Origin of the sequence: Paenibacillus ottowii (assembly GCF_050516475.1) — a bacterium.
Lineage (GTDB): Bacteria > Bacillota > Bacilli > Paenibacillales > Paenibacillaceae > Paenibacillus > Paenibacillus ottowii.
The window spans coordinates 385,265-398,119 of the sequence record NZ_CP191577.1 but is presented as its reverse complement, the minus strand read 5'-3'; the positions used below and the strand labels follow the sequence as shown (position 1 = coordinate 398,119).

Below are 12,855 nucleotides of genomic sequence, written 5' to 3'. Positions count from 1 at the left end.
TTCTAGTTGATACTTCTATTTTAAGGAAGCAGGGAGCTTGACGCCAAGCAGACGGCTCCCACTTTGAATAAATATCATCCCGCCGGATTTGAGCGTTGGACCGAAGGAACGTGAGCCGGTGTTCACAGTAAACACGGGTTTTAAGGTCATTAAATCATAGCCATGAAAAACGCCATCCGATTGCCCGATATAGACTCCTTTACCAATTACGTCAGCTTGAACCGTCGGATTATCCCCATCGAATTGAATGAATTGACCTGTAGACAGCTTCATGGCAGTTAGTCTGTTGGAACTATAATCTTCGTAGAAAATGCGACCTTCATGGATAGCAGATAAAGAAGAGAGGTGTCCATAGCTTTCTTGTGACCACTTGTGGGCAGGCTTGCTGTCTGGCTTGTAGTTCCAGAAGTCATAGGAAGCTAGTATCTTTCCCTGAAAGATATATAGATCTTTGCCGTACAAAAAAGCAGTACCAGATACACCGCCAGATTGGTAATCACCGTCTTTATTTTTAGGCTCCGTCCAGCGATACTGTCGATCTCCTTTGGCTTTACCTGTCTTGAGGTCGTATTGTGCGATCGTAACTTTATGGTTAACCGGGTCATCATCCTCCATCATAAACGTGTTGGTAACGGAGTATACAACCCCGTCTTTGACCGCTAGTGGAAAGGAAGTTCTGAAGTTGTCCCAGAGCCTTTTGCCAGTTTTGGCGTCATATGCATTGATCTGCTCAAAGGTCAGGCTGCCCTGTACGTTATAATTGCGGATGAGGACGCCATCGGTTTCCATGAGTTTGTCCAGACCGTGGTACAAGTCCTTTTCCTCACTAATCTTCCATTTGAGTTTGCCGCTAGCAGCATCAACGGCAGCGGTATGCTCCGATTGTGTAACGTATACTGTAGAGCCAATTCGATGAATATGATCTGCCTTTGTATATCCTAACGGAGTGATCCATGCTTTCTTGCCTGATGTTGTTACGGCATAGATGGTGCCGCTCTGTGTCATCCCATAGATGATGCCATTGCTCTGGATTAAAATAGGGGTAAGCTGATCGCCATACTGCCACAATTTTCGTCCTGAGCTGGCCTCAAGAGCAACCAATCTGTGGTTAGAATCAATGGCGAACACCTTATTGTTTACTGCTACTGCAACCGTTTGCTCTGAATATGGGGCACTATCAGTTGGAATAACAGGAAAAGACCAGGTAGGCTTGATCACAGGTGCCTGGATCGCAGTGTTATAAGCTCTGCTGCTCATGGTGACCGCAGATTGCTCTGCACTTACTTTTTGAGCGAATCCACTGCTGATCAGGGGCAGACCGAGGCTGATTATTGCTAATCCTGTACACAATGTATTAATTGCCGTTTTTCTCATACGCGCTGGCTCCTTTAATAGTTAATAGGGGAGTAAGCTTTACAGAATATTACCTTTGATTAGACTGTAAATAAATCCAAAAGTTTCATGTAAGGTTAGTGTGATTCTATCTCTAATTAAAGATTAGTCGATTGTCCGGTTTCGTGCTATAATTGTAGCAACATACCGAAGGAGGTGAATCCCTTGTTTGAGCTTCAGGACTTACTCCCCTATTTACTTACGATCGGCTTGCTGTGTACAGTGACGTATACGTATCTTGCTCATTTGCATGGCAGCATAGACGAATGTTGGGTCGAAGGCGGGCCCGTCCGCTCGCATGCTTCTCCGCTGATGCCGATGTCTGCCCGCGGACAGGACATGCCTGTCCGGCTAGCACGTCACATTCGGCGTAAGGAAGCGCCGGATGAAGATGCTTCCGATTGTTCTCCCTTGTTGAATGATGGCACAGTCAATCAACGAGGAGGAACATATGAAACGATTCAAGGGATTCACTTTTTGGGGTAAACAAGAACGGATATTGGGTTTAATCGCAGCCTTGGCGCTGGTCATGCTGCTGTCTGGTTGTGGTGCGAATGCCGCGGAGATTAATGCGCAGACACCTGGTTTTTTTAATCATTATGTAGTATTCCCGCTTTCTTGGCTCATTCAGCATTTGGCACAATGGTTTGGTGGAAGCTTTGGTCTAGCGATCATGACTTTAACATTCATTGTCCGTCTGGCCTTACTACCGCTGATGATGCGCCAAACACGTGCCCAGCAGGGAATGAAGCGCAAGATGAGCGCTATGCAGCCTGACTTAGACCGAATTAAGAAGAAGTATGAAAATAAGAAAGACGCCGCCAGCCAGCAGAGTATGCAGCAGGAAATGATGGCGTTATACAAAGAGCATCAATTCAATCCGCTCAATATTGGTTGCCTGCCTATTCTGATTCAGCTTCCGATTTTAAGCGGTATGTATACTGCGATCAGACTCACGCCAGAGCTGGCCTCTCACTCTTTCCTCTGGTTCCGCCTCGGACAGCCGGACTGGATCTTGGCCATTATCGTCGCAATTGTATACTTGGCGCAGTCCAAGCTTTCTCAGTTTCAGATGACGGCTGACCAGCGCAAGCAATTGGCTATCATGGGTTATCTTTCACCGATAATGATGGCGGTCTTTTCCTTTAATGCTCCCGCGGCCATGCCTTTATACTGGACCGTAAGCGGCACCTTTTTGCTGCTACAATCGCTGTGGTTTCGCAAACGGTATCCAATCGAGGAAGCAGAGAATAAGATTAAACTCAGCGAAGTCACGCCAACCTGACAGGAAAATGCGATTTGTTTGATATAGAATTGCGTATGCAGTACTCACGTGTAATGACTAGATGCCATTCGAGCCTATAAGCTTGGGTGGTGTCTTTTTTATGCTATTTTTGCATCAGAAGCACCATGCTTTAATCTAAAGGCTAATCTTTTCTGAAATGATACAAGAAAAGTGGGTAAAGTAAATACATGGACGATATGAATGCTGCATTTTGTTTAATTATGAGATGAAGATGATGGAGGACCTCTAAGCAATGAAGCAATTACCTACAAAACTGCCGATTTCCCTGGCTCTGCTCACATGTATAATATGTGCCCTCGGTTTTGGCTTAATCGCATTATGGGTTAGCGACCAGCAAGTACGGCATTTTGACTACAGGGTTATTACTGCTATTGAACAGTTGGAGTCGCCTGCTATGACACGTCTTATGAAATGTTTCACCATAATCGGCAGCGGGATTCCAGTGGTGATTATTATTTTAATTGCCATGTTCGTGCTGTATAGCGTATTGGGACACCGCCGAGAATTGCTTTTTTTAGCGGTTGCGGTGCTGGGATCGGTGCTGCTGAATACGGTACTAAAAATGCTATTTCGGCGTGCGAGACCTGAAATCCACCGTATTATTGAAGCCAATGGATATAGCTTTCCAAGCGGACATTCCATGACAGCTTTTAGTATGTATGCGGCGCTGACGTTTTTATTGTGGAAGCATGTCCCTTCCAGGAGAGGTCGTATCCTTCTTGTTGTGCTCAGTAGTCTGCTCATTTTGGCGATCGGGATAAGCCGTATATATTTGGGCGTGCATTATCCGAGTGATGTGGTGGGTGGCTATTTCATGAGTGGCTGCTGGATGGCGGTCTGCATTTGGTTCTATCAGCGTTATGAAGAACGAAAATTATCAATTCGTACCAAATCGACAGCCTAATGAGCGGCCTAGATGATGAAGTTTAAAAAGCAGACGCATTAGCGTCTGCTTTTTATTTGGACAGAGGAAGTGGGTTTAGCCATCTTAGTTTTCGTCTGTGCCACAGGCTTAAGCCCCAGCTTCTGCTCCCATTTTTCATAAAAAATAATAGCCGCTTGCATGAAGATGCCTGGAAGCTTCCGACTGCGAATGAATTTATGAACACCAACTGCGCAGCCTGCCCCAATGAGCGCTCCTGCCAAAATATCTGAAGGATAGTGAACCTCGGTCCATACACGGGATATTGCAATAAGCACAGCCAAGACCATCCAGAGGACACGATATTTTTGATGATGAAGCCATAGAATTGCTGCCAGAGCAAAAGCTCCAAGTGCATGGTTGCTCGGAAACGAAGCATTGGGATCATGATGAATAAGCTGAATGACCGTTTGCCCGACAAAAGGCCGATCTCTGTAAAACAAGTGTCCAAGTCCCCAACTAATGATAAAACCGATACAAACCGTGATAACGGCTTCTAAAACCATCATCCGATGTGGCGTTTTAAAGGTGAACCAATATACCAGTAAAGCTACTCCGAAAAGATACGGTGCATATTGCGCCACGAAACGCATAGTTCCATTCAAAAAGGCGAGGTAATTAGCCAGTTCATTGATCCAGTGAAACAAAGCAAAGTCTACATTAATTAACATGAATAAATTACTCCTTAACCTCAAAAAATTGAATTACAAAGTTATATTATAGAGCGACGATACGGATAAAAGCTTAAAATCAAATAAAAAATGAATGGCATGTACGGTTTTTATTAGTTTTTTCTATAGAAAATAGGTGGTTTTGTGATGAAAAAGTCGGTGCTGGTCATTGATGATGAAGAGAAGATATCCAGATTGCTTCAGTTGGAGTTGTCTCACGAAGGATATGCGGTTGAAATTGCACAGACGGGAAAAGAAGGGCTGGAAAAAGCATTAGCCCATACATGGGATATTATTATCCTGGATGTGATGCTGCCGGGGATGAACGGAGTTGAGGTGCTGAAGCAGATTCGAAAGGTGGACAATCATACCCCAGTAATCATGGTCACTGCACGTAACACAACTCCTGATAAAGTGTCAGGTCTGGATGGAGGCGCCAACGATTACATTACCAAGCCTTTTGAAATTGAGGAGTTATTAGCACGGATGCGAGCCAGTATGAGACACCAATTGGAGGCAGTAACTACTGCTTTACCCAAAGAAGACAAGCGGCAGTCCATACTTCAAGTCGATAGCCTGGTGTTGGAACGCAAGACCCGCTTTGTGGTGAGGGAAGGAAAACGCATCGAACTTACGCCCAAAGAATTTGATCTGCTTCAATATCTGATGGAGCACAAAAATCAAGTATTGCATCGGGATCAATTGATTCAGGACGTATGGGGGTTTGATTTTGTCGGTGATACAAATGTAGTAGATGTTTATATCCGATATGTTCGTAAAAAAATTGATCATGGGTATAAAAAAAAATTGATTAAAACCGTGCGTGGTGTTGGGTACTGTATCCGGGAGGAAGAGCATTGAAGCTGCGGACCAAAATTACTCTGCTGAGCTCCATTTTAGTGATGACGATTCTTCTGTTTGTGGACGTCACAGTCCATCTATTATTTGTAAAAATTGCTACTCGCAATGAAAGAGAAGTGCTGCAAACGAAGTGGACTGAAATCATTACCGAAACAGGACCCACGATGATTTTGAAAAATGCTTGGGGGCCTCAGCTGAAAGATGAACTTTCCAGTGATACGATTCTGAGGGTATTTGATCAGCAATCCCATCTCCTGTATGAAGTGAGCCGCCAATCCCGTTTCAAACTGAACGATATACGTTTTAACCTTTCTCAAAGCTCTCAACTGACGGAAGTGCAGAATCATAAAATTCTGATCATCCATCTTCCAGTGCTTTCTCCGGAAGGTAATCAAAAAGGGACACTGGAGATCGCAGAAAAGTGGGATGCGCTTGAAACCAATCTCGATATTCTAAATACAATTCTGATCACCTCAACTGTTGGAGCTATGTTGCTCAGTCTGGTAGGTAGCACGATTTTGGCGAATGCGATATTGCTGCCAATTTCCAGTAGTATTCAGACGATGCAGGAAATCGAGAGAAGTTTGAAGTTCAAAAAAATTCCTGTCGGCGGTCACAATCAAGATGAGTTGTCTCAGATGACCGCTACTTTTAATCGAATGATGGAAAGATTGGAAGAGAGCTTTCAGAGCCAGCAGCAGTTTGTTTCCGATGCCTCACATGAACTGAATACAACATTGATGATTATTGAGGGCTATGCCAACATGCTGCGGCGGTGGGGGACGCGTGACGAGGAGATTCGTAAGGAATCGATTGAATCAATCTATGAAGAAACCCAGCGAATGCGTACGATGACGCAGCAATTACTGACATTAGCTTCCTCACAGCAAAAAGACTCCGAACCGTATGAACGGGTAGAACTGATCGGTTGTTGTCAACAGGTAGTAGCACATCTCAAGCCTGTACATGACCGCCAAATTTCTATTTTTACAAAAGAGAAGGAGATTTGGCTGGACGCCAATCTGGCAAAAATGAAACAGTTACTAGTCATCCTGCTGGATAATGCGTTAAAGTATAGCTCAGAAAAAATCGAAATCTGGATATCTTCAGATAAAAAAGATGTTCACCTCCAGGTTAAAGATTACGGAATTGGTATACCTGAGGGCGAACTCAAGCGAGTTTTTGAACGATTTTATAGGGTAGACAGCTCCAGACATCGTAAAACCGGAGGAACTGGGCTGGGATTGCCGATTGCTAAGGCAATAACAGATGCTCATCAGGGTACGATCCGAATGGAGAGCGTAGAGGGTGAAGGAACGGAGGTCAACGTCACGCTGCCTCAAAAACAACAGGAAAGGCTGTCCCACCAGTAGATATATCTACTCAGGGGAACAGCCTTTCCTGTTGTTATTTATAAGTTAAGCTTTCGGTAGATTGTAGTTTGAAATGTTCCTAAAGGACACGACGTGCTTCTGTGTAATGGGAACTCCACCATCCTGTATTCAGATCTGTAACCGTGACGCCGCCTTGACCAAACGTGTGCAAAATTTTCCCGTCTCCCATGTAAATGGCTACATGATGAATTGGAGCATAGAAAAAGACCAAATCGCCTTTTTTAAGCTGACTACGCGGTACATAAGTGCCTACAGTTGACTGCTGTTTGGACGAACGTGGAAGATGAATTCCATTTTGTGCAAAAACATACTGAGTGAACGAAGAGCAATCAAAAGAGCTTGTATTGCCTGCTGGAGCTCCATGTTCATAACGTACGCCCATAAACTGTGAGCCTGTTGAAATAATCTGATCACCTTTACTTGCCGAAGCGGCATGAATAGTTTCTGGTCCAACGACGAAGCTCCCAGCGCTCAGTGCCAAAGTCATCGTAAAGCAAATACCCATCCACAATTTTTTAGAAGTAGTTTTCATATATAATTTCCTCCGTTTTTCGTATTGTGTTGATGTCCTGAGATGACAATAACACAAATAAAAAATCCGGAATTTACCACGCATGGTTACAAACCTGTTACCCCAACGTTTTGCCCTGCTTTATTAGAAAACGATGAGAATTTTCTACTTAACTTTGTCTTGACAAGCTATATAAGTAAGTTTCTTTTTATGGCTAGGTCCGTATGACAAAAAGCGACTTGCAGACGATTGGCACAAGCAATCATACAAAACATACATACCTATATACTACAACGTATAACTTGTACGGGAATATGCTAGATTCCCGTTGACATCGTAAAGATCACCGTATTTTCGGTCAGGAAGGGGAATTCGTATGGCTTCAAAGCCGAACAGAGCACTCGATAGCCGACCTCTAACTATTGTGCAGGTCATATCCAACTATCCCAATGCACAGCCTGTACCTTCCATCAAGGGCGGGACGGAAAAGATCGTGCATGAATTAACAGAGGAATTAGTGAGAAGAGGGCATCATGTATCTCTTTTTGCCGCTCGTGGAAGCAGGAGCAGCGCGCAATTGATTACTTATCCCAAGGGTCTGACACATAGTCAGATCCCCCAATATGTACTCCAGCATATGCCCTCAGGCACTGATATCATTCATGACCATACGTTCCGCTCTGCAATGGGGCGCAGGAAGTTGCCTTGCCCATCAGTATGCACCGTTCATCTCCCAGTAAAGAAACACGGCAAAAACCCGGTATTTGTCAGTGAACGAGCACGTCAGCTGATGGGCGGAGGCAAAGGATTTTATATCTATAATGGCATCAATACCCATGAATACGAATTCAGCAGCGAGAAGCGCGGCTACTTGCTGTTTATGGGCAGAATCATACCGAATAAAGGTGTATTGCAAGCCATTCAGGTTGCAGAGCGAACAGGCAAAAGACTGCTTATTGCTGGTCCTATCAAAGCCCCTATATTTTTTCGCCGAGAGATTCGGACTCGAATTCAGCGGAATCCGAATATACGCTATGTGGGGCCAGTAGGGGGGGATCGGAAACAGAAGCTGCTGAAACATGCAGAGTGCCTGCTGTTTCCATCCCTGTGGGAAGAGCCGTTCGGACTCGTAATGGTAGAGGCTATGGCTTGTGGAACACCGGTACTGGCATTAAAAAATGGCTCCGTTCCCGAAGTGCTGTCAGGCTTTCCACAGTTGATTTGCAAATCAGTCGGCGAAATGGCACGAAAGGCACAGCGAAAAAATTATCCGTCACCTGCGCAGCTTCGATTATATGTTAACCAAAGATTTACCAACAAACAGATGACCAGCAACTACTTGAGATTATATCGTGAGATCATCCGTCGGCGAGAGCAGAAGAGCGGGCAACGAAAGTCTGTACGGAGGTGAAGGGAATGCAGGTCAAACGATATATGCTTGGAAAAGGCTCTTCTTGGGCGACTCCTTATTATGTAGCCACAGCGGGACAGAAAGGTCCGTGTGCGATGGTGGTTGCAGGCATACATGGTAATGAAATAGCGAGTATACGCGCTGCGGAGAAGCTGGTAAAGCTTTTGAATGAGCAAAAACTGAAATTCAGCCATGGCAAGCTTATTATTGTACCGATTGTGAACCAAGTGGCTTACCGCAAGCGGATCAGAGGAAAACCTGATCTTAATCGGACCTTTCCGCGCCAGAAAAAGCAGGCGGCAACACAACCGCTTTCCGCTGCTCTATTCAAATTAACACAAAAGCATCACCCTGAATGGTATCTCGACTTGCATGAAGCGAATGGATTATCACAAAAGGATGCCAAGGTGCTTGGTCAAACGCTGATCTCTAATAAGGGCAACCCGGTAATTCCCACGATGCGCCGGATTATGAAGCGAATGAATCGCTCGATCAAGGTGAAAAACCGACATTTCAATTTACGGCTGCATGAGCTCCCAGGTTCCTCCCGCACCGCTGCAGCCCGTATTTTAGGAGCACGTGCAGTTACTGTGGAAACAGGGTGGAGCCTGCCCCAGAAAGTACGTATACATTATCAGATGAAGATCGTACAGCACTTTTTAAGAGAGGCCGGGATAGTTGAGACCAACAAAGTTTATTTATCTGGCAAGGGTAGAACGGTTTCCTTATGAGTAGTAATATTACAAAAAAATCGCTTTTGAGTAAGGGATTGTACTCCCCTTTCTCAAAAGCGATTTTTTTATGTGCGATGTTTGTGGAAAAGTCGGTTTACAAGGTGTAACTCTGCGTTGTCAGGACTCGGATTTATAAAAGGTGCTCACCAAACTGTTACCCAGGCGCACCTCGATCAGTTCAAGTTTTGAATCCAGATCAGCACAGAGCGTGTGATGCGTATCGACTGGAATGCTGAACACAGAGCCGCTAGCGGCAGCAAAGCGTTCTCCATTCAACATCACCTCTCCCCGACCGGATACGATCATCCATACTTTAAGTCCACTGCCGTGAATACGTCCATTCAAGCGATGATCCGGTAACACCGTCAGTCGTAGAGCTAATATGTCATGCGGACTTCGGTGATCAAATTCGTCCAGCACCCGGTAACTTCCCCAAGAGGTTTCGCCATGCATGGGGTGAAGCTGGAGTTTGCCTAGCTGCTCCTTGATCGCATGGGCATGGTTTTTGGATGCAATGAGAATGCCGTCAGGGCTTGCAGCAGCAATAATTCCCTCCACGCCAATGACATGAAGCGGATAGGGCAATTCATTGACGATGTGTGTGCCATGAGTCCCGCCACTGATTTGACCTCGTCCGATTACTTGGCTTCCTAACTGCTCTGTTAAGGTCTGCCAGTTGCCGATATCGTGCCATTCGCCCTCGTAAGGCAGGACAACGGCCCGTTCAGTACGCTCCGCAACCTCCTCATCGAAACTACGAACCGGAAGGCTATCATACATCGCGCACAGTTCTTTATCGTTCAGCGGCAATTGGCTTTGTTCCATACAAGACAGCATATACCGTAACGTAAAAGCGTAAATACCGCAATTCCAGAGCGCGCCTTGGTTAATAAGCTGCTGCGCCCCAGAGAGATCCGGCTTTTCTGTGAAGCGTGCAACTTGTGCATAAGCCGATCTCCCTTCTTTCCTTATTTGCTGACCTGGAACGACATAGCCATATTGGTCAGAGGCATGGGTAGGTCTTGTCCCAAGCATAGCCAGATCGGCTCCGCTCTCCACCAATAGACCAGAAAGCGCTGCTATCCTGTGGAAGAAGTCGTCGCCTGCAAACATATCTGCTGGAGCAATGCAGAGAACTTCATCCAACCCCATGCCTCTCGTGTGAAAATAAGCAGCAGCGAGTGCAGCAGCGGTGAAGGTTCCTCGTTTGGCAGGCTCGCCAAGAACAGGCAGACGACCTTCTGTATGGCGAGAGGCTAGATTTACCTGGCTCCGATGAGCCAGAAGCAGGGCAGAGGAATCCAGCCCGGCTAAGGTAAGCTGACGATACACCCGGCCGAGCATAGACTCCTGCTGCCCGTCAGGAGCGGGCAACAACCGGAGAAACAGCTTTGACCGAATCTCGTTGGATAATGGCCACAGCCGTTTTCCGGCACCACCGCATAATAATACGATGCGCACTAACGTTTCCTCCTTCAATGCAGATCCATCTGGATGGCATCAGCAATTGCGAGATTTTCTATTTTTGAGAACTATTACAAATGAGAATTAAATCTTTGTTTTTGCAGCTAGCTGGTACACTTTGCGTTGATGAAAAGATAAGGAGCGGTGGCTTTGGGCGAAGACATCCAATTGTTTTTGCGATAGCGAAGAAGCACGACTATGAAGCGCTTTATTCAATGACTTGCGCAAAATCATCCGAGAGGGCTCATTGCTGTATAGATAGTTGGCATACGTTTCATATTCGGAAAATCCAAACTGTTTTCTTCGATCAATACTTTGGATAATGGCGTTGTACCAAGGTTTCCCGTGTCTGGTCTCAATAACTTGCTTGAGCTGGGCGAGCCGTGTTTTTTCAAAAAGCATATAGTGAGTGACAAAAGACTTTGGTGAGGGAGCTTTAGCGCCCATCAGCTTACGATAAGTGCGGAAATACTCAGGTTGACTCCAATTGCGGTAGTAAAAAATTGTTTTTCCATCTTTACGAAACGTATGTGGACGAATCAAAATGGTGTCCGCGTCTATAACGAGAAAAAAAGACGATTTACTGATTTTGTCGCCATTCATTTTGAGCAATTGCTGATACAGCCAGCCTGAGCGGTCCCAGCGTGTTGTTCCGTAACGAATATGCTTTTTAGTGATGGGCAGCACTGTTTTTTCATCTACAAATGTACACTTCTTGTTAGCACATAGGCGGCGAAGTTTAGTGCTTTGCGGTGAAATGATATAAATGGTTGCAATTCGGTGCTGCACGTGACGACGCAGACTGTCAATAACTAGTGGAAGTGTAGCCAAATCTTTTTCAATTGCGGGGATTAGCACATCGATTGTGAGGGAACTCTTCTGTGGCCCAACGGATTGCGCAGACATGTTATTCACTCCCTGTACGTGCAAATATACGCTACTGGTGCCTCACCTTATTGTATGCATGGACAGGCACTTTCGACCGGGCAAGGGCAGTCGTCTAATTCTTATGTAGGAGAGGGCGAATGGAGCTACGAATGGGGATTTGGCGCATACGATAGATTGAGCTTTTAACAGGTGCGTTCTACCCTGAAAGTAGAGAGGAGAGGGGCAAGTGAATTCTTCACAAGCGCAAGCGATACGCAGCAAATGGAATAAAACCAAATTGTTGCTCCAGCATGGAGGCATCAAGCGTTTTATACCTGAAACCCGTAAATACAGCAAAGCAAATGTGAAATCAATGTTGGAGAAGTATGGCATGGTCTATGTAAAGCCTGACCTAGGTACCTTTGGTAAAGGTGTGATGAAAGTTGAAAAGGCAGGTCAGCGTTTTGCTTACCAGTATGAGGAAAAGCGTCTGGAATTCAAACAATTGGATGCACTAATTACCAGCCTATCGAAACACACGGGAAAAAAAAGTTATCTTATTCAAAAGGGAATCCATTTATTGCGCCATCAAAATCGTTATTTTGATATCCGGGTCATGGTGCAGCGTAATGCAAAAGGGCCATGGGAAGCTACCGGGATTATTGGACGCCTGGGTCATCCCCGTAAAATCGTGACCAACTATCATAGTGGTGGTAAGCCGATGGCCATAGAGCAGCTACTGAAATCACACTTGCCGCAAAGTAAGCAGGCTGAGCTGGTCAAAAAGCTCAATGAACTGGGGACTACCATTGCTACGCAACTACAAAAAACCTATCCGAATTTCCGGCAAATTGGTGTGGACATTGGACTGGATCGTAGCTTTACCCCATGGATTATTGAGGTGAATACGAAGCCAGATCCATATATTTTTAACCAACTGACAGATAAGTCAATGTACCGAAAAGTAATAAGCTATTGGCGACTGGCGAATGAGAAAAGGAAAGTTACAGTCCCAAGCAAGGAAAAGAAGAATAGCGTTAAAAATAAAGATAAAGATGAAAATAAAGATAAGATTGAAAATAAAGATAAGATTAAAAATAAAACAAAAATGAAAATAACATTAAAAACTCAAAAAAAAGTGAAAAGTTCATGAGCGAGGAATCGCGTTTAAGATTAAAGCTGAACTAGTGAAATAAAAGGATGAATATCTTCAAGATTCATCCTTTTTTACATACTCGATTTTCCTGTTTTTATGTCGCTGTTATTGACTTATCGATATGAATGTAATCAAAAAAATGAAATTGGAAAAACTAGTTGAAAAT

Annotated in this window: 13 protein-coding genes; 8 read left to right on the top strand and 5 right to left on the bottom strand. The window is 44.9% G+C overall.

The annotated features are described in order from the left end of the window. Positions 1-15: 15 nt before the first annotated feature. Complete coding sequence (locus ACQQ6X_RS01850; RefSeq protein WP_305167816.1) at positions 16-1,374, bottom strand: PQQ-binding-like beta-propeller repeat protein; 1,359 nt, start codon at positions 1,372-1,374, stop codon at positions 16-18. Between the two features lie 183 nt (positions 1,375-1,557). On the opposite strand from ACQQ6X_RS01850, the gene ACQQ6X_RS01845 reads away from it, so the two are divergent. From ACQQ6X_RS01845 to ACQQ6X_RS01835, 3 genes are all read left to right on the top strand, one after another. Beyond that, positions 1,558-1,878, top strand: coding sequence for a hypothetical protein (locus ACQQ6X_RS01845; protein WP_063210672.1), 321 nt, complete (start codon positions 1,558-1,560; stop codon positions 1,876-1,878). Then, a complete protein-coding gene (yidC, locus tag ACQQ6X_RS01840; protein ID WP_142614582.1) occupies positions 1,844-2,677 on the top strand; it encodes a membrane protein insertase YidC in 834 nt (277 codons plus the stop codon). Before ACQQ6X_RS01845 ends, yidC begins: the two co-directional genes overlap by 35 nt. 253 nt (positions 2,678-2,930) lie before the next feature. Next, the gene (locus tag ACQQ6X_RS01835; RefSeq protein ID WP_305167815.1) at positions 2,931-3,602 is read left to right on the top strand and encodes a phosphatase PAP2 family protein; all 672 of its coding nucleotides are present in this window, start codon (positions 2,931-2,933) and stop codon (positions 3,600-3,602) included. Between the two features lie 38 nt (positions 3,603-3,640). Here ACQQ6X_RS01835 and ACQQ6X_RS01830 read toward each other — a convergent pair whose 3' ends face one another. Beyond that, positions 3,641-4,291, bottom strand: coding sequence for an undecaprenyl-diphosphatase (locus tag ACQQ6X_RS01830; protein WP_305167814.1), 651 nt, complete (start codon positions 4,289-4,291; stop codon positions 3,641-3,643). Positions 4,292-4,438: 147 nt separating this feature from the next. Here ACQQ6X_RS01830 and ACQQ6X_RS01825 point away from each other — a divergent pair, with 147 nt between their 5' ends. Both ACQQ6X_RS01825 and ACQQ6X_RS01820 read left to right on the top strand, forming a co-directional pair. Beyond that, positions 4,439-5,152 (top strand): response regulator transcription factor, encoded by a 714-nt coding sequence (locus ACQQ6X_RS01825; protein ID WP_305167813.1) that lies wholly within the window; start codon positions 4,439-4,441, stop codon positions 5,150-5,152. Beyond that, on the top strand, positions 5,149-6,525 hold the full coding sequence (locus tag ACQQ6X_RS01820; protein ID WP_305167812.1) for a sensor histidine kinase: 1,377 nt from the start codon (positions 5,149-5,151) through the stop codon (positions 6,523-6,525). The genes ACQQ6X_RS01825 and ACQQ6X_RS01820 overlap by 4 nt, the downstream gene beginning before the upstream one ends. Positions 6,526-6,604: 79 nt before the next feature. Here ACQQ6X_RS01820 and ACQQ6X_RS01815 read toward each other — a convergent pair whose 3' ends face one another. Continuing rightward, positions 6,605-7,078 (bottom strand): C40 family peptidase, encoded by a 474-nt coding sequence (locus ACQQ6X_RS01815; RefSeq protein WP_305167811.1) that lies wholly within the window; start codon positions 7,076-7,078, stop codon positions 6,605-6,607. A 355-nt stretch (positions 7,079-7,433) separates the two neighbouring features. Between ACQQ6X_RS01815 and ACQQ6X_RS01810 the strand changes: the two genes are divergently transcribed. Both ACQQ6X_RS01810 and ACQQ6X_RS01805 read left to right on the top strand, forming a co-directional pair. Beyond that, positions 7,434-8,468, top strand: a complete 1,035-nt coding sequence (locus ACQQ6X_RS01810; protein WP_305167810.1) for a glycosyltransferase family 4 protein — start codon at positions 7,434-7,436, stop codon at positions 8,466-8,468. Positions 8,469-8,473: 5 nt separating this feature from the next. Continuing rightward, positions 8,474-9,199, top strand: a complete 726-nt coding sequence (locus ACQQ6X_RS01805) for a succinylglutamate desuccinylase/aspartoacylase family protein (protein WP_305167809.1) — start codon at positions 8,474-8,476, stop codon at positions 9,197-9,199. 120 nt (positions 9,200-9,319) lie between these two features. Here ACQQ6X_RS01805 and ACQQ6X_RS01800 read toward each other — a convergent pair whose 3' ends face one another. Further along, entirely contained in the window at positions 9,320-10,663 is a 1,344-nt protein-coding gene (locus ACQQ6X_RS01800) for a sugar phosphate nucleotidyltransferase (protein WP_305167808.1), read from the bottom strand. An 87-nt stretch (positions 10,664-10,750) separates the two neighbouring features. Next, complete coding sequence (locus ACQQ6X_RS01795; protein WP_305167807.1) at positions 10,751-11,572, bottom strand: DUF6492 family protein; 822 nt, start codon at positions 11,570-11,572, stop codon at positions 10,751-10,753. Between the two features lie 208 nt (positions 11,573-11,780). On the opposite strand from ACQQ6X_RS01795, the gene ACQQ6X_RS01790 reads away from it, so the two are divergent. Further along, positions 11,781-12,686 (top strand): YheC/YheD family protein, encoded by a 906-nt coding sequence (locus tag ACQQ6X_RS01790; RefSeq protein WP_305167806.1) that lies wholly within the window; start codon positions 11,781-11,783, stop codon positions 12,684-12,686. Positions 12,687-12,855: the final 169 nt, after the last annotated feature.

Excerpts from the sequence above, each read along its gene's own strand:
- ACQQ6X_RS01815 (WP_305167811.1), bottom strand. The coding sequence starts at position 7,078 with ATGAAAACTACTTCTAAAAAATTGTGGATGGGTATTTGCTTTACGATG.
- ACQQ6X_RS01810 (WP_305167810.1), top strand. The coding sequence starts at position 7,434 with ATGGCTTCAAAGCCGAACAGAGCACTCGATAGCCGACCTCTAACTATT.
- ACQQ6X_RS01850 (WP_305167816.1), bottom strand. The coding sequence starts at position 1,374 with ATGAGAAAAACGGCAATTAATACATTGTGTACAGGATTAGCAATAATC.
- ACQQ6X_RS01795 (WP_305167807.1), bottom strand. The coding sequence starts at position 11,572 with ATGTCTGCGCAATCCGTTGGGCCACAGAAGAGTTCCCTCACAATCGAT.
- ACQQ6X_RS01830 (WP_305167814.1), bottom strand. The coding sequence starts at position 4,291 with ATGTTAATTAATGTAGACTTTGCTTTGTTTCACTGGATCAATGAACTG.
- ACQQ6X_RS01805 (WP_305167809.1), top strand. The coding sequence starts at position 8,474 with ATGCAGGTCAAACGATATATGCTTGGAAAAGGCTCTTCTTGGGCGACT.
- ACQQ6X_RS01835 (WP_305167815.1), top strand. The coding sequence starts at position 2,931 with ATGAAGCAATTACCTACAAAACTGCCGATTTCCCTGGCTCTGCTCACA.
- yidC (WP_142614582.1), top strand. The coding sequence starts at position 1,844 with ATGAAACGATTCAAGGGATTCACTTTTTGGGGTAAACAAGAACGGATA.
- ACQQ6X_RS01825 (WP_305167813.1), top strand. The coding sequence starts at position 4,439 with ATGAAAAAGTCGGTGCTGGTCATTGATGATGAAGAGAAGATATCCAGA.